At 71.1% G+C, this 18246-nt stretch carries 15 protein-coding genes and 1 pseudogene; 13 read left to right on the forward strand and 3 right to left on the reverse strand.

Annotated elements, in window-relative coordinates; all coding sequences use genetic code 11:
• Positions 1-34: 34 nt before the first annotated feature.
• The 10 genes from ACQPWZ_RS26530 to ACQPWZ_RS26575 all read left to right on the forward strand — a co-directional run bounded on the left by ACQPWZ_RS26530 (position 35) and on the right by ACQPWZ_RS26575 (position 14010).
• Positions 35-1594 carry a PucR family transcriptional regulator gene (locus tag ACQPWZ_RS26530; RefSeq protein WP_433572546.1) on the forward strand — a complete coding sequence of 520 codons (1560 nt, stop codon included), beginning with the start codon at positions 35-37 and terminating at the stop codon, positions 1592-1594.
• Between the two features lie 229 nt (positions 1595-1823).
• Positions 1824-2828, forward strand: coding sequence for an EamA family transporter (locus tag ACQPWZ_RS26535; RefSeq protein WP_356698699.1), 1005 nt, complete (start codon positions 1824-1826; stop codon positions 2826-2828).
• A gap of 196 nt (positions 2829-3024) precedes the next feature.
• Positions 3025-4470 carry an aldehyde dehydrogenase family protein gene (locus ACQPWZ_RS26540; RefSeq protein ID WP_383246403.1) on the forward strand — a complete coding sequence of 482 codons (1446 nt, stop codon included), beginning with the start codon at positions 3025-3027 and terminating at the stop codon, positions 4468-4470.
• Between the two features lie 207 nt (positions 4471-4677).
• Positions 4678-6621 (forward strand): acyl-CoA dehydrogenase family protein, encoded by a 1944-nt coding sequence (locus ACQPWZ_RS26545; RefSeq protein WP_340475716.1) that lies wholly within the window; start codon positions 4678-4680, stop codon positions 6619-6621.
• 179 nt (positions 6622-6800) lie between these two features.
• Entirely contained in the window at positions 6801-8051 is a 1251-nt protein-coding gene (dxr, locus tag ACQPWZ_RS26550; protein WP_433572547.1) for a 1-deoxy-D-xylulose-5-phosphate reductoisomerase, read from the forward strand.
• Positions 8048-9349: a M50 family metallopeptidase gene (locus ACQPWZ_RS26555; protein ID WP_340475718.1), complete on the forward strand. Its 1302-nt coding sequence runs from the start codon at positions 8048-8050 to the stop codon at positions 9347-9349. Before dxr ends, ACQPWZ_RS26555 begins: the two co-directional genes overlap by 4 nt.
• Positions 9350-9527: 178 nt before the next feature.
• Positions 9528-10682: a flavodoxin-dependent (E)-4-hydroxy-3-methylbut-2-enyl-diphosphate synthase gene (gene ispG, locus ACQPWZ_RS26560; protein ID WP_433572548.1), complete on the forward strand. Its 1155-nt coding sequence runs from the start codon at positions 9528-9530 to the stop codon at positions 10680-10682.
• Positions 10683-10805: 123 nt separating this feature from the next.
• Positions 10806-11648 (forward strand): GNAT family N-acetyltransferase, encoded by an 843-nt coding sequence (locus tag ACQPWZ_RS26565; protein ID WP_313948844.1) that lies wholly within the window; start codon positions 10806-10808, stop codon positions 11646-11648.
• 29 nt (positions 11649-11677) lie between these two features.
• The gene (locus ACQPWZ_RS26570) at positions 11678-12247 is read left to right on the forward strand and encodes a GNAT family N-acetyltransferase (protein WP_340475719.1); all 570 of its coding nucleotides are present in this window, start codon (positions 11678-11680) and stop codon (positions 12245-12247) included.
• A gap of 68 nt (positions 12248-12315) precedes the next feature.
• A complete protein-coding gene (locus ACQPWZ_RS26575; RefSeq protein WP_356706166.1) occupies positions 12316-14010 on the forward strand; it encodes a proline--tRNA ligase in 1695 nt (564 codons plus the stop codon).
• 280 nt (positions 14011-14290) lie between these two features.
• Here ACQPWZ_RS26575 and ACQPWZ_RS26580 read toward each other — a convergent pair.
• The 3 genes and pseudogenes from ACQPWZ_RS26580 to ACQPWZ_RS26590 all read right to left on the reverse strand — a co-directional run bounded on the left by ACQPWZ_RS26580 (position 14291) and on the right by ACQPWZ_RS26590 (position 16097).
• A pseudogene (locus ACQPWZ_RS26580) lies at positions 14291-15162 on the reverse strand (aminoglycoside phosphotransferase family protein).
• Between the two features lie 15 nt (positions 15163-15177).
• A complete protein-coding gene (locus ACQPWZ_RS26585) occupies positions 15178-15612 on the reverse strand; it encodes a ferritin-like domain-containing protein (RefSeq protein ID WP_340475723.1) in 435 nt (144 codons plus the stop codon).
• Positions 15609-16097 carry a hypothetical protein gene (locus tag ACQPWZ_RS26590; protein ID WP_433572549.1) on the reverse strand — a complete coding sequence of 163 codons (489 nt, stop codon included), beginning with the start codon at positions 16095-16097 and terminating at the stop codon, positions 15609-15611. Before ACQPWZ_RS26590 ends, ACQPWZ_RS26585 begins: the two co-directional genes overlap by 4 nt.
• Before the next feature lie 153 nt (positions 16098-16250).
• Between ACQPWZ_RS26590 and rimP the strand changes: the two genes are divergently transcribed.
• The 3 genes from rimP to ACQPWZ_RS26605 all read left to right on the forward strand — a co-directional run bounded on the left by rimP (position 16251) and on the right by ACQPWZ_RS26605 (position 18155).
• Positions 16251-16748 carry a ribosome maturation factor RimP gene (rimP, locus tag ACQPWZ_RS26595; protein ID WP_313943776.1) on the forward strand — a complete coding sequence of 166 codons (498 nt, stop codon included), beginning with the start codon at positions 16251-16253 and terminating at the stop codon, positions 16746-16748.
• 2 nt (positions 16749-16750) lie between these two features.
• Complete coding sequence (gene nusA / locus ACQPWZ_RS26600; protein ID WP_340475725.1) at positions 16751-17758, forward strand: transcription termination factor NusA; 1008 nt, start codon at positions 16751-16753, stop codon at positions 17756-17758.
• Positions 17759-17876: 118 nt separating this feature from the next.
• Positions 17877-18155 (forward strand): YlxR family protein, encoded by a 279-nt coding sequence (locus ACQPWZ_RS26605; protein ID WP_327679643.1) that lies wholly within the window; start codon positions 17877-17879, stop codon positions 18153-18155.
• The last annotated feature ends 91 nt before the right edge of the window (positions 18156-18246 follow it).

Consider the following 18246-nt stretch of genomic DNA (forward strand, 5'->3'; position numbering starts at 1 on the left):
AAATTCATCGCTGCTCGAAGGGCCGAGAAGTCCCATGCCGCCCACGCTCGCCTCGCTCGTCCAGCACTCGGCGCTCAAACTCACCGTGCGCTCCGGGGAGGACCGGCTCGAGACGCCCGTCCGCTGGGCACACGTCAGCGAGCTCGCCGACCCGGTGCCGTACATGGAGGGCGGCGAGCTGCTGCTCGTCACGGCGATGACCCTGGACGCCGAGGACCCCGAGGCGATGCGCCGCTATGTGCGCAGGCTGGTCGGCGCCGGTGTCGTCGGGCTCGGCTTCGCGGTCGGCGTGTACTACGAGGACATCCCGGACGCGCTGCTCGACGCGGCGAAGGCGGAGGGCTTCCCGCTCCTCGCCGTACCGCGCCGCACGCCCTTCCTCGCCATCAGCAAGGCGGTCTCCGCGGCGATCGCTGCCGACCAGTACCGCGCGGTGACCGCCGGCTTCGAGGCCCAGCGGGAACTGACCCGGGCGGCGCTGGCCGAGGGCCCCGGCGCCGTCGTCGCCAAACTGGCCGCCCACGTGGACGGCTGGGCCGCGCTGTACGACGCCTCGGGCTCCGTCGTCGCGGCCTCGCCCGAGTGGGCCGCGCGGCGGGCGGCCCGCCTCACCGGGGACGTGGAACGGCTGCGGGAGCGGGCGGCGCCCGCGAGCGCGGTCGTCGGCGACACCGACGACGACCGCGTCGAACTCCAGTCGCTCGGCAGCGGACGGCGGGTGCGCGGTGCGCTGGCCGTCGGCACGGGCGCGCCACTGGGCACCGCGTCGCGGTACGCCGTGCACTCGGCCGTCGCCCTGCTCACCCTGTCCACGGAGCGCTCGCGTGCGCTCCAGGCGGCGGAGCAGCGGCTCGGCGCCGCGGTGCTGCGGATGCTGCTGTCCGGTCAGCCCGACCATGCCCGCGCGGTCGCCGGAGATCTCTACGGCGGGCTGCTCGACGCACCGTTCCGGCTGCTGATCGCCGAGCCGGCGGGGGAGCAGCCGCCGGGCGCGGAGCCGCCGCTCCGGGCTTTCGCCGACATGCTGGAATCGGCGGCGGCACGGGCGGCCGAGCCGGTGCTCGCGGTGCCGGACACGGAGGACCGGCTGGTCGTGCTGGCCGCGGACGGCGGAGCCGTGGTCAGCGCCTGCACGGCGGCGTACGGCGAGCAGGAGGCCGACGACGCCGCGCTGGTCGTCGGACTCTCGGCACCCACCGGACCGATAGCGGCGGCGGGCGCCTACAAGCAGTGCGAGCAGGCGCTCTCGGTCGCCCGGCGGCGCGGCCGGGCCCTCGTCGAGCACGAGGAACTGGCGGCGGGATCGATCCTCCCGCTGCTCGCGGACGACGCGGTGCGGGCGTTCGCGGACGGCATGCTGCGGGCGCTGTACGAGCACGACGCGACCGGGCGGGGCGATCTGGTGGCCTCGCTGCGGGCGTGGCTCTCGCGGCACGGCCAGTGGGACGCGGCGGCGGCGGACCTCGGCGTCCACCGGCACACGTTGCGCTACCGGATGCGGCGGGTGGAGGAGATCCTGGGGCGGTCGCTGGACGACCCGGACGTCCGGATGGAGTTGTGGCTGGCGCTCAAGACGTCGGCCGGTTCTGTCTGAGCAGTCGGCCGGTTCCGCGTGAGTCGTCGGCCGGTTCCGAGTGAGCCGGCGGCCCGAACTCTCGGACTCCCCAACTCCCGGAATTCGGCCACTTCCTGAAGGATTTCTTGTTTCGGTGCCCGAAGTCGGGCAGAAATCTGGCACTCGGCTGCCGGAATGCCTAGTGTCCTGCCTCGTGGTCGCCGGCGCCGGGGAGTTCCCGGGCGCCGTCCAGGGACGAGAAGGACCGATGACACGACGCGCTGCCTCATCCGGCACACCCACCTCCAACACCTCTCCTGCCGATACCTCCACGGCCTCCGCCGTCGCCGGCGTGGCCGGGGCCGACGGGGTTTCCGGCCCCGACCGGCGGATCTCGGGAGCCGTCTGGGCGGCGCTCGCCATCGTCTACGTCGTCTGGGGCTCCACCTACCTCGGCATCCGCATCGTCGTCGAGACGATGCCGCCCTTCCTGTCCGCAGGAGCGCGCTTCGTCGTCGCGGGACTCGTCCTCGGGGCGCTCGTCGCCTGGCGGCAGGGCCCGTCCGCGCTCAAGGTCACCCGCAGGCAGCTGGCGTCCGCCGCGCTGGTCGGTCTGCTGCTCCTGCTCGGCGGCAACGGCCTCGTCGTCCTCGCCGAGACCACGGTGCCCTCGGGCCTCGCCGCGCTGCTGATCGCCGTCGTACCGGCCTGGGTGGTCGTCCTGCGCAGGGCGTCCGGGGATCGGCCCGGTCTCGGGGCGTACTGCGGTGTCCTCCTCGGACTTGCGGGCCTCGCGGTTCTGACGCTGCCCGGCCTCAGCGGTGATGTACAGCTGTGGGGCGTCCTCACGGTGATCGTCGGGACCCTGATGTGGTCGGTCGGCTCGTTCTCCTCGTCGCGCATCCCGATGCCGGTGAACCCCTTCGCGGCGAGTGCGTACGAGATGGTCGCGGGCGGCATCGGCTGCGCGCTGGTGGGCCTCGGCCGCGGAGAGCAGCACGGCTTCGTCCTCGGCGAGGTCTCGGCCCGCTCGTGGACGGCGCTCGCGTATCTGGTGGTGTTCGGCTCGATCGTGGCGTTCACGGCGTACGCCTGGCTGCTGCACTCGGCCCCGCTGTCGCTGGTGGCGACGTACGCGTACGTCAACCCGGTGGTGGCGGTGCTGCTGGGCGCGCTGATCCTGAACGAGGAGCTGTCGTGGCCGATCGCGCTGGGGGGAGCGGTGGTGGTGGCGGGGGTGTGCCTGATCGTCTCGACGGAACGTCGACGGTGAGGTGAGGTGGGGGGCGGGTTGTCCGGCCGCACGATCCGCGGTGCCCGTCCGTCGCGTCCTCCATGGGGGCCGCCGCTCGCACGACAAAGCGGCGGGGGCGGGCCCGGCAACACTCCATCGCGGACAAACGCCAGGACGGCCTCCCGCCCCTACCGTGGGGCGCAGACATCCCCATCTATCTCGGAAGGGCCGGGACATGACTTCCACCCACGCCTTCTGGCTCGCCGGCCGTCAGGCCACCGGTGAGGCCACCCTCGACGTCACCTCCCCCTGGGACGGACGGCTCGTCGGTCAGGTCTCCGTCCCGACCGAGGCCCAGGTCGAGGAGGCGGTCGCCGCCGCGTACGCCGTGCGCGACGAGTTCGCCGCCACCCCCGCCCACGTACGCGCCGCGGCCCTCGACCACGTGTCGCGCCGGCTCGTCGAGCGCACCGAGGAGATCGCCCAGCTGATCTCCGCCGAGAACGGCAAGCCCGTCAAGTGGGCCCGAGGCGAGGTCGGCCGTGCCGTGTCCGTCTTCCGGTTCGCCGCGGAGGAGGCCCGCCGCTTCAACGGTGGTGAGGCCCAGCGGCTGGACACCGACGCCGGCGGCCAGGGCCGTCTCGCGCTCACCCGCCGCTTCCCCAAGGGTGTCGTCCTCGGCATCGCGCCGTTCAACTTCCCGCTGAACCTCTGCGCGCACAAGATCGCCCCGGCGATCGCCGTCGGTGCGCCGATCATCCTCAAGCCCGCGCCCGCCACCCCGCTCTCCGGCCTGATCATCGGCGAGCTGCTCGCCGAGACCGAGCTGCCCGCGGGCTCCTGGTCCGTACTGCCGGTGCCGAACGACAAGATGCCCGCCCTCGTCCAGGACGAGCGGCTGCCGGTCATCTCCTTCACCGGTTCCGACAAGGTCGGCTTCGCGATCATGGACTCCGTGCCGCGCAAGCACTGCACCCTGGAGCTCGGCGGAAACGGCGCTGCCGTGGTTCTCGGCGACTTCGCCTCCGAGAAGGACCTGGACTGGGCGGCGACCCGTATCGCCACCTTCTCCAACTACCAGGGCGGCCAGTCCTGCATCTCCGTGCAGCGTGTCATCGCCGACGCCTCCGTCCACGACCGGCTGGTCCCCAAGATCGTCGCGGCGGTCGAGGCACAGGTCACCGGTGACCCGTCCGACAACGCCACCGACGTCGGTCCCCTCGTCAGCGAGGACGCCGCGAAGCGGGTCGAGGCATGGGTCGACGAGGCCGTGCAGGCCGGTGCGACGCTCCTCGCCGGCGGCAAGCGTGACGGTGCGTCGTACGCCCCGACCGTCCTCGCCGACGTCCCCGCCGACTCCACCATCGCCTGCGAGGAGGTCTTCGGGCCCGTCCTCACCATCCGCAAGGTGGACGGCGAGGCCGAGGCCTTCGCCGCGGCCAACGACTCCAAGTACGGCCTTCAGGCGGGCGTGTTCACGCACGACGTGCAGACCGCCTTCCGCGCCCACCGCGCCCTGGAGGTCGGCGGCGTGATCATCGGCGATGTGCCGTCCTACCGCGCGGACCAGATGCCGTACGGCGGAGCCAAGCAGTCCGGTGTCGGCCGCGAGGGCGTGGCCTTCGCGATGGACGACTACACGTACGAGCGGGTTCTGGTCCTCACTGGACTGGCCCTGTAGCGCCCGTACGTCACCGACCACGGCCGGAGCCCACTGTGCGGGGGCTCCGGCCGTTCCCGTACCCCGTCGGACGGGGCTTTCGGTGCGGCACGCGGACTGGTGGAGCGCGCGGTAATCGGGTACTACGAACGAGTAGCACCGGCCGGTACAGGCGCTTCCGTGCCCCGGCCCATGCCCCCGGCCCCGACTCGCGGCGAGGTGAGCCTCATGACCGCACCACTCGAAAAAAACCGTCCCAAGGTCAGCGAGCGTGAAGCACGACAGGTCGCCGAAGCCGCGCGCGAGAAGGACTGGCGCAAGCCGAGCTTCGCCAAGGAGCTGTTCCTCGGCCGCTTCCGGCTCGACCTGATCCATCCGCACCCCATGCCCGCCGGCGAGGACGCCCGCCGCGGCGAGGAATTCCTCGCGAAACTGCGGGACTTCTGCGAGACCCGGATCGACGGCGCGCTCATCGAGCGCGAGGCACGGATCCCCGACGAGGTGATCAACGGGCTCAAGGAGCTCGGCGCCCTCGGCATGAAGATCGACATCAAGTACGGCGGCCTCGGCCTCACCCAGGTGTACTACAACAAGGCCCTGGCGCTCGTCGGCTCGGCCAACCCCGCGATCGGCGCGCTCCTCTCGGCGCACCAGTCGATCGGCGTACCGCAGCCCCTGAAGATCTTCGGCACGCAGGAGCAGAAGGACGCGTTCCTGCCGCGCCTTGCCCGTACCGATATCTCCGCCTTCCTGCTGACCGAGCCGGACGTCGGCTCGGACCCCGCCCGTCTCGCCACCACGGCCGTCCCCGACGGCGACGACTACATCCTCGACGGCGTCAAGCTCTGGACCACCAACGGTGTCGTCGCCGACCTCCTCGTCGTGATGGCCCGTGTGCCCAAGTCCGAGGGGCACAAGGGCGGCATCACCGCCTTCGTCGTCGAGGCCGCGAGCGAGGGCATCACCGTCGAGAACCGGAACGCCTTCATGGGCCTGCGCGGCCTGGAGAACGGCGTCACCCGCTTCCACCAGGTGCGCGTCCCGGCCGCCAACCGCATCGGCGCCGAGGGTGCCGGACTCAAGATCGCCCTCACCACGCTCAACACGGGCCGGCTCTCGCTGCCCGCGATGTGTGTCGGAGCGGGCAAATGGTGCCTGAAGATCGCCCGTGAATGGTCGGCGGTGCGCGAGCAGTGGGGCAGGCCGGTCGCCAAGCACGAGGCCGTCGGCGCGAAGATCTCCTTCATCGCGGCGACCACCTTCGCGCTGGAGGCGGTGCTCGACCTCTCGTCCCAGATGGCCGACGAGGACCGCAACGACATCCGTATCGAGGCGGCGCTCGCCAAGCTCTACGGGTCCGAGATGGCCTGGCTGATGGCGGACGAGCTGGTGCAGATCCGCGGCGGCCGCGGCTTCGAGACCGCCGACTCGCTGGCGGCGCGCGGCGAACGGGCCGTCCCCGCCGAGCAGATGCTGCGCGACCTGCGCATCAACCGCATTTTCGAGGGCTCCACCGAGATCATGCATCTGCTGATCGCCCGCGAGGCGGTCGACGCCCATCTCGCCGTGGCCGGGGACATCATCGACCCCGACAAGACGCTCGGCGACAAGGCGAGGGCCGGCGCCAACGCGGCGGCCTTCTACGCCCGCTGGCTGCCGAAGCTGGTCACCGGTCCGGGTCAACTGCCGCGCACGTACAACGAGTTCCACCCGCCCGGGCATCCGGATCTGTCCGGACACCTGCGCTACGTCGAGCGTTCGGCCCGCAAGCTCGCCCGCTCGACGTTCTACGCGATGTCCCGCTGGCAGGGACGCATGGAGACGAAGCAGGGCTTCCTGGGCCGGATCGTCGACATCGGAGCCGAACTCTTTGCGATGAGCGCGGCCTGCGTACGCGCCGAACTGCTGCGCACCACCGAGGCGCACGGCCGTGAGGCGTACCAGCTGGCCGACGTGTTCTGCCGGCAGTCCCGCATCCGGGTCGAGGAACTCTTCACCCGTCTGTGGTCGAACACCGACGACCTCGACAACAAGGTCGTGGGCGGTGTGCTGTCCGGCAGGTACACCTGGCTGGAGGAGGGCATCGTCGACCCGAGCGGCGAAGGCCCCTGGATCGCGGATGCGACTCCGGGCCCGGCGCAGCGGGAGAACGTCCACCGCCCCATCCGCTGACCGTGCGCACCCGGTGCCCCGGCCGTCGTCGATCTCCCGATCCGCGGCGGCCGGGGCACCGACGCGCCGACCGGCATCCGGCGCCCGGTCGTGCAGACAGCCCCCGGTCACCCCGGCGCGGGCGCCCGTTCGCGGGACGCACTGTCCGACCGCACAGCGGTTACGGCCACAATGGGGGAATGAGCGACAGCCCATCCCCTCTCGCCGACCCCCATATCGCCTTCGATCCGTCCGAAGGCCGCCGGGACATCGTCGTCCTCGGCTCCACGGGGTCCATCGGCACGCAGGCCATCGACCTGGTCCTGCGCAACCCCGACCGCTTCCGCGTCACCGCACTCTCCGCCGCCGGCGGACGGGTCGGGCTCCTGGCCGAGCAGGCCCGGCAGCTGCGGGTCGACACGGTGGCCGTGGCACGCGAGGACGCCGTGCCCGCGCTGCGCGAGGCGCTCGCGGGGCAGTACGGCACCGAGCCCCTGCCGGAGATCCTCGCCGGGCCGGACGCCGCCACCCAGCTCGCCGCCTCCGCCTGCCACACCGTGCTCAACGGCATCACCGGCTCCATCGGCCTCGCCCCGACCCTTGCCGCGCTCGAGGCGGGCCGCACTCTCGCCCTCGCCAACAAGGAGTCGCTCATCGTCGGCGGGCCGCTGGTGAAGGCGCTCGCCGCGCCCGGCCAGATCATCCCGGTCGACTCCGAGCACGCGGCACTCTTCCAGGCGCTGGCCGCGGGCACCCGGGCCGATGTACGCAAGCTCGTCGTCACCGCGTCGGGCGGCCCCTTCCGCGGCCGGACCCGCGCGGAACTGGCGAACGTCACCCCCGACGACGCCCTCGCGCACCCCACCTGGGCGATGGGCCCGGTGATCACCATCAACAGCGCGACGCTGGTCAACAAGGGACTGGAGGTCATCGAGGCGCACCTCCTCTACGACATCCCGTTCGACCGCATCGAGGTCGTCGTCCACCCCCAGTCCTATGTCCACTCGATGGTGGAGTTCACGGACGGATCGACCATCGCCCAGGCCACCCCGCCCGACATGCGCGGACCGATCGCCGTCGGCATCGGCTGGCCCGAGCGGGTCCCCGACGCCGCCCCGGCCTTCGACTGGACCACGGCGTCGACCTGGGAGTTCTTCCCGCTGGACACCGAGGCCTTCCCGTCCGTCGGACTCGCCCGGCATGTGGGGCAGCTGGGCGGCACGGCGCCGGCGGTGTTCAATGCCGCGAACGAGGAGTGCGTCGACGCGTTTCTCGCAGGGCGGCTGCCGTTCAACGGAATCCTGGATACGGTCACCGAAGTCGTCACCGAGCACGGAGTGCCCGCCGAGGGAACCCGGCTGACGGTGTCGGACGTCCTGGAAGCGGAGACCTGGGCCCGGGCGAGGGCCCGGGAACTGGCAGTGAAGGCTACGGCGGAGGCTCGCGCATGACGATTCTGTTGACGGTCCTCGGCATAGCTCTCTTCGCAGTGGGGCTGCTGATCTCCATCGCCTGGCACGAGCTCGGCCACCTCTCCACGGCCAAGCTCTTCGGCATCCGCGTCCCCCAGTACATGGTCGGCTTCGGCCCGACCATCTGGTCGCGGCACAAGGGCGAGACGGAGTACGGCATCAAGGCCATCCCCATGGGCGGCTACATCCGCATGATCGGGATGTTCCCGCCCGGCGAGGACGGCCGGCTGGAGGCGCGGTCGACGTCGCCCTGGCGCGGAATGATCGAGGACGCCCGCTCGGCGGCCTTCGAGGAACTGAAGCCCGGGGACGAGAAGCGGCTGTTCTACACGCGCAAGCCCTGGAAGCGCGTGATCGTGATGTTCGCCGGGCCGTTCATGAACCTGATCCTCGCCGTCGCGATCTTCCTCGGGGTGGCGATGACCTTCGGCTTCGCGACCCAGACCACCGAGGTCGCCGGGGTCCAGAAGTGCGTGATCTCCCAGAGCGAGAACCGTGACACCTGCGCCAAGGGCGACCCGGTCTCGCCCGCCGAGGCCGCCGGCCTGCAGACGGGCGACAAGATCGTCGCCTTCAACGGCAAGCCGGTCGACGACTGGGCCACCCTGTCGAACCGCATCCGCGAGACCATCGGCCCGGCCACCATCACCGTCGAGCGCGGCGGACAGGAGCAGGTCCTTCAGGCCACGCTCGCCAAGAACTCGGTGGCCAAGAAGAACGCCGACGGCGAGGTCGTCCCCGGGCAGTACGTCCCCGCGGGCTACCTCGGCTTCGCCGCCAAGACCGAGATCCTGCCGCTGTCCTTCCCCGATTCGGTCGACCGCATGGGCGACATGATCGAGAACGGTGTCGAGTCCATGGTGGCGCTGCCCGCCAAGGTCCCGGACCTGTGGAATGCCGCCTTCAGCGACGGCGACCGCAAGGACGACTCCCCGGTGGGCGTGGTCGGTGCGGCCCGTATCAGCGGTGAGGTGATGAACCTCGACGCACCGGCACAGAACCTGATCGCGATGTTCATGATGCTGCTCGCCGGCTTCAACCTGTCGCTGTTCCTGTTCAACATGCTGCCGCTGCTGCCACTGGACGGCGGTCATATCGCGGGCGCCCTGTGGGAGTCCGTACGCCGCAATCTGGCCAAGCTCTTCCGGCGTCCCGACCCCGGCCCCTTCGACGTGGCCAAGCTGATGCCGGTCGCCTACGTGGTCGCGGGCATCTTCATCTGCTTCACCCTGCTCGTCCTGGTCGCCGACATCGTCAACCCCGTCAAGATCAGCTGAGCGGATCCGCCACGGCGGACAGGTACGGAGACGGCCGGACACCCCATGTGTCCGGCCGCTCACCTTTTCGGGGTGTTTGCCTGCGCGATGTGCTGACGACAACCCCGGTGCCGTAATCTCGACTGCTGGAGCCCGCCGATCTCGGGACCTCGATCCACTCCTTGGGGTTGCACAGCAGATGACCGCGATTTCTCTCGGTATGCCATCCGTTCCGACCAAGCTCGCCGACCGCCGGGTGAGCCGGAAGATCCAGGTCGGCACCGTCGCCGTCGGTGGCGACGCCCCCGTCTCCGTCCAGTCGATGACGACGACCAGGACGTCGGACATCGGTGCCACGCTGCAGCAGATCGCTGAACTGACCGCGTCCGGTTGCCAGATCGTGCGGGTCGCGTGTCCGACGCAGGACGACGCGGACGCGTTGGCGACGATCGCCCGCAAGTCGCAGATTCCGGTGATCGCGGACATTCATTTCCAGCCGAAGTATGTGTTCGCGGCGATCGACGCGGGCTGTGCGGCGGTGCGGGTGAATCCGGGGAACATCAAGCAGTTCGACGACAAGGTGAAGGAGATCGCGCGGGCGGCGGGTGATGCGGGGACCCCGATCCGGATCGGGGTGAACGCGGGTTCGCTGGATGCGCGGTTGCTGGCGAAGTACGGCAGGGCGACGCCGGAGGCGCTGGTGGAGTCGGCGCTGTGGGAGGCGTCGCTGTTCGAGGAGCACGGCTTCCGGGACATCAAGATCTCGGTGAAGCACAACGACCCGGTGGTGATGGTCAACGCCTACCGGCAGCTGGCCGCACAGTCGGACTATCCGCTGCATCTGGGTGTGACGGAGGCGGGTCCGGCGTTCCAGGGCACGATCAAGTCCGCGGTGGCGTTCGGCGCGCTGCTCAGTGAGGGGATCGGGGACACGATCCGGGTTTCTCTGTCGGCGCCGCCGGCGGAGGAGGTCAAGGTCGGTATCCAGATCCTGGAGTCGCTCAATCTGCGTCAGCGGCGGCTGGAGATCGTGTCGTGTCCGTCGTGCGGTCGGGCGCAGGTGGATGTGTACAAGCTGGCCGATGAGGTGACGGCGGGTCTTGAGGGCATGGAGGTGCCTTTGCGGGTCGCGGTCATGGGGTGTGTGGTGAACGGCCCGGGTGAGGCCCGTGAAGCCGATCTGGGTGTCGCGTCCGGCAATGGCAAGGGTCAGATCTTCGTCAAGGGCGAGGTCATCAAGACGGTGCCCGAGTCGAAGATCGTGGAGACGCTCATCGAAGAGGCGATGAAGATCGCCGAACAGATGGAGAAGGACGGCGTCATGTCCGGCGAACCCGAGGTCTCGGTCAGCTGACAGACGCCATCGGGCCCCGGGCACGCAGTGTCGTGCACCGGGGCCTGTTGCTGAGCTCGGCACCCGGGGTACCCGCCAGGTACAGTTCGGAGATCAGCAGACCGTATGGTGAGGCCCCTCGTGTTGACGCAGACCACCACCCGGGTCCTTGAACCCAGCGACCTCGGCGCGGCGCTCGCCGTCCTCGAGAGCGAGCCCGTGACGAACGCCTTCGTGGCATCCCGGGTCCAGGTCGCCGGGCTCGACCCCTGGCGCCTCGGCGGCGAGATGTGGGGCTGGTACGCGGACGGGCGGCTCCGCTCACTCTGCTACTCCGGCGCCAACCTCGTGCCGATCTGCGCCGGACCCGAAGCCGTACGCGCCTTCGCCGACCGGGCCCGCAGAGCCGGCCGCCGCTGCTCGTCCATCGTCGGCCCCGCCGAGCCCACCGCCCAGCTGTGGCGGCTGCTCGAACCGAGCTGGGGCCCCGCCAGGGACGTACGCGCCAACCAGCCGCTCATGGTCACCGAGCAGGTCCCCGACGACATCGAGCCCGACCCTCACGTCCGCCGCATCCGCAAGGACGAGATGGAAGTGATCATGCCCGCCTGCGTGGCCATGTTCACCGAGGAGGTCGGCATCTCCCCGATGGCGGGCGACGGCGGACTGCTCTACCAGGCACGCGTGGCCGAACTCGTCGCCGCGGGGCGCTCGTTCGCCCGGATCGAGGACGGCAGGGTCGTCTTCAAGGCCGAGATCGGCGCGGCGACCACGGACGCCTGCCAGATCCAAGGGGTGTGGGTGGACCCGGAGTTCCGTGGCCGGGGACTGTCCGAGACGGGCATGGCGGCCGTGCTGCGCTACGCGCTCGCGGACGTCGCCCCGGTCGTCAGCCTGTACGTCAACGACTACAACACCGCTGCCAGGGCGTCGTACCGCCGCGTCGGCTTCCGTGAGGTCGGAGCCTTCATGAGCGTGCTGTTCTGACGGAGCGCGACGGCAAGTAGGGTTCGCGCATGGCAGCACTTCCCGGAGGCGCACCCCTGACCCCCGACATCTCCGTCGGACCGGTCGATCTGGCCGCGCGCATCGACGAGGCCCTCGCGGTGCAGGCCCTCGCCTTCGGGCTGAGCGACGACGAGGTCGAGGTCCGGCGCCACATCGTCGACCGCCATCTCCTCCAGCCCGGCGCCTGCGCCCTCGGCGCACTGACCGGCTACGGGCGTCTCGTCGGCTTCGTCTACGGCATGCCCAACGACCGCACCCACTGGTGGTCCACCGTCGTCGAGCCCTATCTGCGGCGGGACGACAGCGACGGCTGGCTCGACGACTCCTTCGTCATCACCGAACTGCACGTCCACCCCGCTTTCCAGGGCCAGGGCATCGGCCGTGAGCTGATCACCACGATCACCGACCGGGCACTTCAGCCGCGGTCGATCCTCTCCGCCATCGACATCGAGAGCCCGGCCCGCGCCCTCTACCGCTCGCTCGGCTACCGGGACCTCGCGCGCCAGGTTCTGTTCCCCAGCGCCCCCAGTCCGTACGCCGTGATGGGCGCCCCGCTGCCCCTGCTCCGCGGGAACTGATTTCCGCCCGCACCCACCGCCCGGATAACCTCCTGCCAGCATCCTTATACGACGCAGGAGAATTCCCCATGGCAGCCCAGGTCCAGCGCATGTCCCGTCTGATGGTCAAGACACTGCGCGACGACCCGGCGGACGCCGAGACGCTCAGCCACAAGCTGCTCGTCCGCGCCGGGTACGTCCGGCGCAACGCGGCGGGCATCTGGTCCTGGCTGCCGCTCGGCAAGAGGGTCCTGGAGAACGTCACGCGCGTGGTGCGCGAGGAGATGGACGCCATCGGCGCCCAGGAGGTCCTGCTGCCGGCCCTGCTGCCCAAGGAGCCCTACGAGGCGACGGGCCGCTGGGAGGAGTACGGCGCGGAGCTGTTCCGCCTCAAGGACCGCAAGGGCGCGGAGTACCTGCTCGGTCCGACGCACGAGGAGATCTTCACCCAGCTGGTCAAGGACCAGTGCACGTCCTACAAGGACCTGCCGGTGATCCTCTACCAGATCCAGGCGAAGTACCGCGACGAGGCGCGTCCCCGTTCGGGCATCCTGCGCGGCCGTGAGTTCCAGATGAAGGACTCGTACTCCTTCGACACGACCGACGAGGGCCTGGCGGAGTCGTACGCGCTGCACCGCGCCGCGTACATCAAGATCTTCGAGCGTCTCGGGCTCTCCCACCGCATCGTCTCGGCCGTCTCCGGAGCCATGGGCGGCTCCGCGTCCGAGGAGTTCCTGGCGCCTGCGGCCGCGGGCGAGGACACCTTCGTGTACTGCCCGTCCTGCGACTACGCCGCGAACACGGAGGCCGTGACCTTCGTCGCCCAGGCGGTCTCCGCCGACCACCCCGCGGTGGAGGAGCTGGACACCCCCGAGACCCCGACCATCGAGACGCTCGCCGCGCTCCTGGAGGTCCCCGCCTCCGCGACGCTGAAGAACCTGCTGGTCAAGGTCGACGGCGAGATCGTCGCCGTCGGTGTGCCCGGCGACCGCGAGGTCGACCTCGGCAAGCTGACGGACCACCTGGCGCCCGCCACCGTGGAACTCGTCACGGCGGACGACTTCACCGGCCGCCCCGACCTCGTACGCGGCTATGTCGGCCCGCAGGGCCTGGAGAAGGTCCGCTACATCGCCGACCCGCGGGTGGCCCCGGGCACGGCCTGGATCACCGGCGCGAACAAGGCCGACACCCACGCCCGCAATGTCGTCGCCGGCCGCGACTTCGAGGTCGACGACTACCTCGACGTCGTCGTGGTCCAGGACGGCGACCCCTGCCCGCAGTGCGGTACGGGGCTCAAGCTCGACCGCGCGATCGAGATCGGCCACATCTTCCAGCTCGGCCGGAAGTACGCGGACGCCTTCCAGCTCGACGTGCTCGGCCAGAACGGCAAGCCGGCGCGGGTGACGATGGGCTCGTACGGCATCGGCGTCTCGCGCGCGGTGGCGGCACTGGCGGAGCAGACGGCGGACGAGCAGGGCCTGTGCTGGCCGCGGGAGATCGCCCCGGCGGACGTCCACGTGGTCGCCGCGGGCAAGGCACTCCAGACGGAGCTCGCCCTGGACGTCGCCGACCAGCTGGCGGCGGCGGGCCTGCGGGTCCTGGTGGACGAGCGTCCCGGGGTCTCGCCGGGCGTGAAGTTCACCGACGCGGAGCTGATCGGTGTCCCGAAGATCCTGGTGGCGGGCCGCCGGTCGGCGGAGGGCGTGGTGGAACTGAAGGACCGCCGCACGGGGGAGCGGGAGGAGCTCCCGGTGTCGGAGGCGGTCGCGCGCCTGCGGGGCTGAGCGGTCGGGGGCGCCCGATTCCAGCCCGTCCGGCGTTCGAGGACATGCCCGTAGGGCGTGCCCGGCAGTGACGGCGCGGCGGGTTGGCGGGGCGCTGCCCCGGGGCCCGGACCCCGCGCCTCAATCGCCGGCGGGGCTGGATGGTGCGGCCTGCCGCCCTGGCGAGGGCTGGGATGGTGCGGCTTGTTGCCTGGCGGGGCTGGATGTGCGGCCCGTTGCCCTGGCGGGGCTGGATGTGCGGCCCGGTGTGCGGGGCACGTTCAGCCCGGCCGGCGACACCTCAGAGCCAGCTCGCGAACTCCAGGCCCAGTTCCGCCTCTTGCGCCCGGCCCGACGACTGCGCCCTCGTCGCCGACTCCACCGCGCGGAACAGCGTCCAGCCCCGCAGCCGGTCCGGGTCCACCTCCAGTGAGTCCGCCAGCTTGTTCACCCGGCGGCGGGCCGCCGACGCCCCCGAGGACGCGGCGATCAGGTCCTCCACCCGGTCGCGGACCAGCCGCGCCAGGTCGTAGGCGCGTTCACCCACCAGCGGTTCCGGGCCCACCGCCAGCCACGGCGTGCGGTCGCCCGCGAGGACCTTGCCCTGGCGGAAGTTGCCGTGCAGCAGCAGCGTCTCCGGCGGCGCGGCGGTCAGTTCGTCGCGGGCCGCGAGCGCCTCGGACACCAGCGCCGACGACGCCTCCGCCGAGACCCGCATCGCCTCCGCCTGCCGTGCCGTCCGGTCCGCCACCGACTCGAAACCGTGGCCCGCGGGCGGCTCGACCCACAGCCGCCGTACGATCCCCGACGCCTCCAGCAGCGCCTTGGCCTCCGGCAGTGAGCGCAGGCTCATCTCCGGGTGCAGCCGCTCCAGCAGCAGTGCGTCGCCGGGAGCCGCGAGGAGGCGCACCGCGCCCCAGCCGTCCCAGTGCTCCAGCGCGGCCCGTTCCAGGGCGGGCGCGGCCGCGGGCGGGGCGAGCTTCAGCGCGGCCGGGGTGCCGTCCTCCAGGCGTACGAGGACGACCACACTGCTCCGGCCCCCGGGGCCATCACCCGTTCGACGTCCAGCCCCTCACGGGACACCGCCTCGTCGGTGAGCGCGGGCAGCAGCCCGAGCCAGTCGTCGCTCTCGCCGAGCGCCCGAACCAGACGCCGGGGCGCTTCAAAACCCACGTGTGTGCTTCCCTTTCACTGCCCGGCCGCCCGCTCGGCGAGCCCAGGAAAGGCTACGCCGCTGCCGCGCCAGCGCACGGCACGCACCGCCGCCTCCCGCAGCGCCCCGGCGGCCTCGCGCCGCAGCGGTCCGTCGGCGGCCCGTACGAGATCGGAGCAGACGCCCGCGATCCGGTCCTCCAGTACTGCCGCGAGGCGCACGGCCGCGGCCGTGTCCGGTACCGCGAAGGGCAGGTTGTACGCGGCGGCCGCCGCCTCGGGCGTGCCGCCGAGGTCCCGCACGGTGCGGACGAGCGCATCACGCCGGGCGCGGTGCGCTCCGTGCGCGGCGGTGGCCTCGGCCCGGCGGGCCTCGCCGACCCGGGCGCCGACGACCCCGTAGCCGTAGACCGCGGCGTGCTCCGCGGCCAGCGCCGCCTGAAGGGCTTTCAGGACCTCGTCCGTGCTCATGGCGAGGCCCCGTTCGTCAGCAGGTAGACGTGCGTCGCGCCCGCCGCGGCGACCGACGCCAGCAGGCGGGCCAGCTCGGGCGGCGCCTCGTCCAGAGCGGCGGCGTGTGCCTCGAAGGCACGTTTCTCCGCACTGGCGAGCGAGGCGAGCGCTTGCGCGGGAACCGTGGGGACCGGCGCAGTGAGGGCCACCGGGGGCGTCCCGCCGAGCGCCGTGACATGCGCGGCCACCGCCGTGCGCAAGGGGGTGAGCCGCCCGGCCAGCGCCGGATGCTGTGCGATGGTGGCGTCGTAGTGGTCCCGCAGGGACCCGCTCGTCGCGGCCAGGCGCCTGCGCAGGGCCTTCTCCGCCCGGGCCGGGTCGCCCGCCGGGCCGGAGGTCCGGGTCTCGGCGGCCGGCCGGTCCGAACAGCCCGTCAACACCGCCGCCGCAGCCGCACCCGTCGCCATGAACGCACGTCTGCGTGTCGTCCCCGTGCGCCCCACGCGTCTCTCCCTCGGCATCTCGTGATCATCGCCGCAGGCGAGCGTACCTGCGGGTGCCGTGCAGGTGGACGGCAACACCCCTCGGGACCGGATACCCTTTGATCTGACACGCGACGATCCCACAACAGCACACGCGGCCGAGGAGTCACCCGGATGAGCACCACCCAGAGCGAGAGGCTGCGCGGGCTGCTGGAACCGCTCGTCAGCGCCGCGGACCTGGATCTGGAAGAGATCGAGGTGTCCCGGGCCGGCCGGCGTCGCATGCTGAGGATCATCGTGGACTCCGACGAAGGCGCCACGCTGGACGCCTGTGCCGAGCTGAGCCGCGCCATCTCCGCCAAGCTCGACGAGACCGACGCCATGGGCGAGGACGAGTACGTCCTCGAAGTGAGCTCGCCCGGCGCGGACCGCCCCCTGACCGAGCACCGCCACTACGTGCGTGCCGTCGGCCGGCTCGTGAAGCTTCAACTCACCGAGGGCGGGGACGTGGTGGCCCGCATCCTGGCCGTGGACGACGAGGGGCTCGACCTCGAGGTGCCCGGCGTGAAGGGCCGCAAGCCCACCGCCCGCCGGGTCGCCTTCGCCGAGATCGCCAAGGCTCGCGTGGAGATCGAGTTCAGCCGCAAGGACAAGAAGGAAGAGGAGGCGTAGCCGTGGACATCGATGTGAAGCTCCTGAAGGGCTTGGCACAAGAGAAGGAGATCCCCTTCGACCTGCTGGTCGAGGCGATCGAGTCGGCCCTCCTCATCGCGTACCACCGCACCGACGGCAGCCGCCGTCACGCCCGTGTCGTGCTCAGCCGCGACACCGGCCATGTGACCGTGTGGGCGAAGGAGGAGCAGGCCGATCTGGAGGAGGGCCAGGAGCCCAAGGAGTTCGACGACACTCCCTCGGACTTCGGCCGTATCGCCGCCACCACCGCCCGCCAGGTCATCCAGCAGCGGCTGCGGGACGCCGAGAACGACGTCACCTTCGGCGAGTACGCCCGCCGTGAGGGCGATGTCGTCGCCGGCATGGTGCAGCAGGGCAAGGACCCGAAGAACGTTCTCGTCAGGCTGGACGACAAGCTCGAGGCGATCCTGCCGGTGCAGGAGCAGGTCCCGGGCGAGGAGTACACCCACGGTCTGCGTCTGCGCACGTACGTCGTCCGGGTGGCGAAGGGTGTGCGCGGCCCGTCCGTGACGCTCTCCCGAACCCACCCCAACCTGGTGAAGAAGCTTTTCGCGCTGGAGGTCCCGGAGATCGCGGACGGCAGCGTCGAGATCGCGGCGATCGCCCGCGAGGCCGGCCACCGCACCAAGATCGCGGTCCGCTCCACCCGTTCCGGACTCAACCCCAAGGGCGCCTGCATCGGCCCCATGGGCAGCCGGGTCCGCAATGTCATGGCCGAGCTGCACGGCGAGAAGATCGATATCGTGGACTGGTCGGACGACCCCGCCGAGATGGTGGCCAACGCCCTCTCGCCCGCCCGCGTCAGCAAGGTCGAGGTCGTGGACCTCGGCGCACGCTCGGCCCGGGTGACCGTCCCCGACTACCAGCTGTCACTGGCGATCGGCAAGGAGGGGCAGAACGCCCGTCTGGCCGCCCGTCTCACCGGCTGGCGCATCGACATCCGCCCGGACACGGAGCAGAGCGACGACCACGGCCCCGACCAGGGCTGAGGAATGCCACCGGGCTGAGCGCCGTTTCACGAACGGGGCGCCTCACCGGGATCGAGACAACGATCGTTCGATTTTTGCCCCGAAGGGGTGAGGTCGCTACGGGGAGGTAGACTTAGACGTGTCTGGCCGGACGCACGACCGAGCATGCCCTGAACGCACATGTGTGGGATGCCGGGAGCGGGCGGCCAAGAGCGATCTGCTGCGCATCGTGGTGGTCGGTGGCGAATGTGTCCCCGATGATCGCGGTACGCTGCCCGGCCGGGGTGCGTATGTACACCCCGCCTCGGTCTGTCTCGACCTGGCTGTACGCCGCCGGGCTTTCCCACGGGCCTTCCGGGCCCAGGGACCGCTCGACACGGCTGGAGTACGGCGGTATGTCGAGCAGGCAGCACCGTAAGGAAGAGAAGTACGGCACGGAACCCCGTGCGGTCAGGTACCTCGCGAGTTGGAAGTAGGTCGAGATTGCGATGAGCACTCGATGAGTACGC

This window comes from Streptomyces sp. CA-251247, from assembly GCF_050952975.1.
Classification (GTDB): domain Bacteria; phylum Actinomycetota; class Actinomycetes; order Streptomycetales; family Streptomycetaceae; genus Streptomyces; species Streptomyces achmelvichensis.

Coding starts and splice junctions, on each gene's coding strand:
- ACQPWZ_RS26530 (WP_433572546.1), top strand. CDS start 35: ATGCCGCCCACGCTCGCCTCGCTCGTCCAGCACTCGGCGCTCAAACTC.
- ACQPWZ_RS26545 (WP_340475716.1), top strand. CDS start 4,678: ATGACCGCACCACTCGAAAAAAACCGTCCCAAGGTCAGCGAGCGTGAA.
- ACQPWZ_RS26540 (WP_383246403.1), top strand. CDS start 3,025: ATGACTTCCACCCACGCCTTCTGGCTCGCCGGCCGTCAGGCCACCGGT.
- ACQPWZ_RS26555 (WP_340475718.1), top strand. CDS start 8,048: ATGACGATTCTGTTGACGGTCCTCGGCATAGCTCTCTTCGCAGTGGGG.
- ACQPWZ_RS26575 (WP_356706166.1), top strand. CDS start 12,316: ATGGCAGCCCAGGTCCAGCGCATGTCCCGTCTGATGGTCAAGACACTG.
- ACQPWZ_RS26585 (WP_340475723.1), bottom strand. CDS start 15,612: ATGAGCACGGACGAGGTCCTGAAAGCCCTTCAGGCGGCGCTGGCCGCG.
- ACQPWZ_RS26535 (WP_356698699.1), top strand. CDS start 1,824: ATGACACGACGCGCTGCCTCATCCGGCACACCCACCTCCAACACCTCT.
- ACQPWZ_RS26570 (WP_340475719.1), top strand. CDS start 11,678: ATGGCAGCACTTCCCGGAGGCGCACCCCTGACCCCCGACATCTCCGTC.
- dxr (WP_433572547.1), top strand. CDS start 6,801: ATGAGCGACAGCCCATCCCCTCTCGCCGACCCCCATATCGCCTTCGAT.
- rimP (WP_313943776.1), top strand. CDS start 16,251: ATGAGCACCACCCAGAGCGAGAGGCTGCGCGGGCTGCTGGAACCGCTC.
- ispG (WP_433572548.1), top strand. CDS start 9,528: ATGACCGCGATTTCTCTCGGTATGCCATCCGTTCCGACCAAGCTCGCC.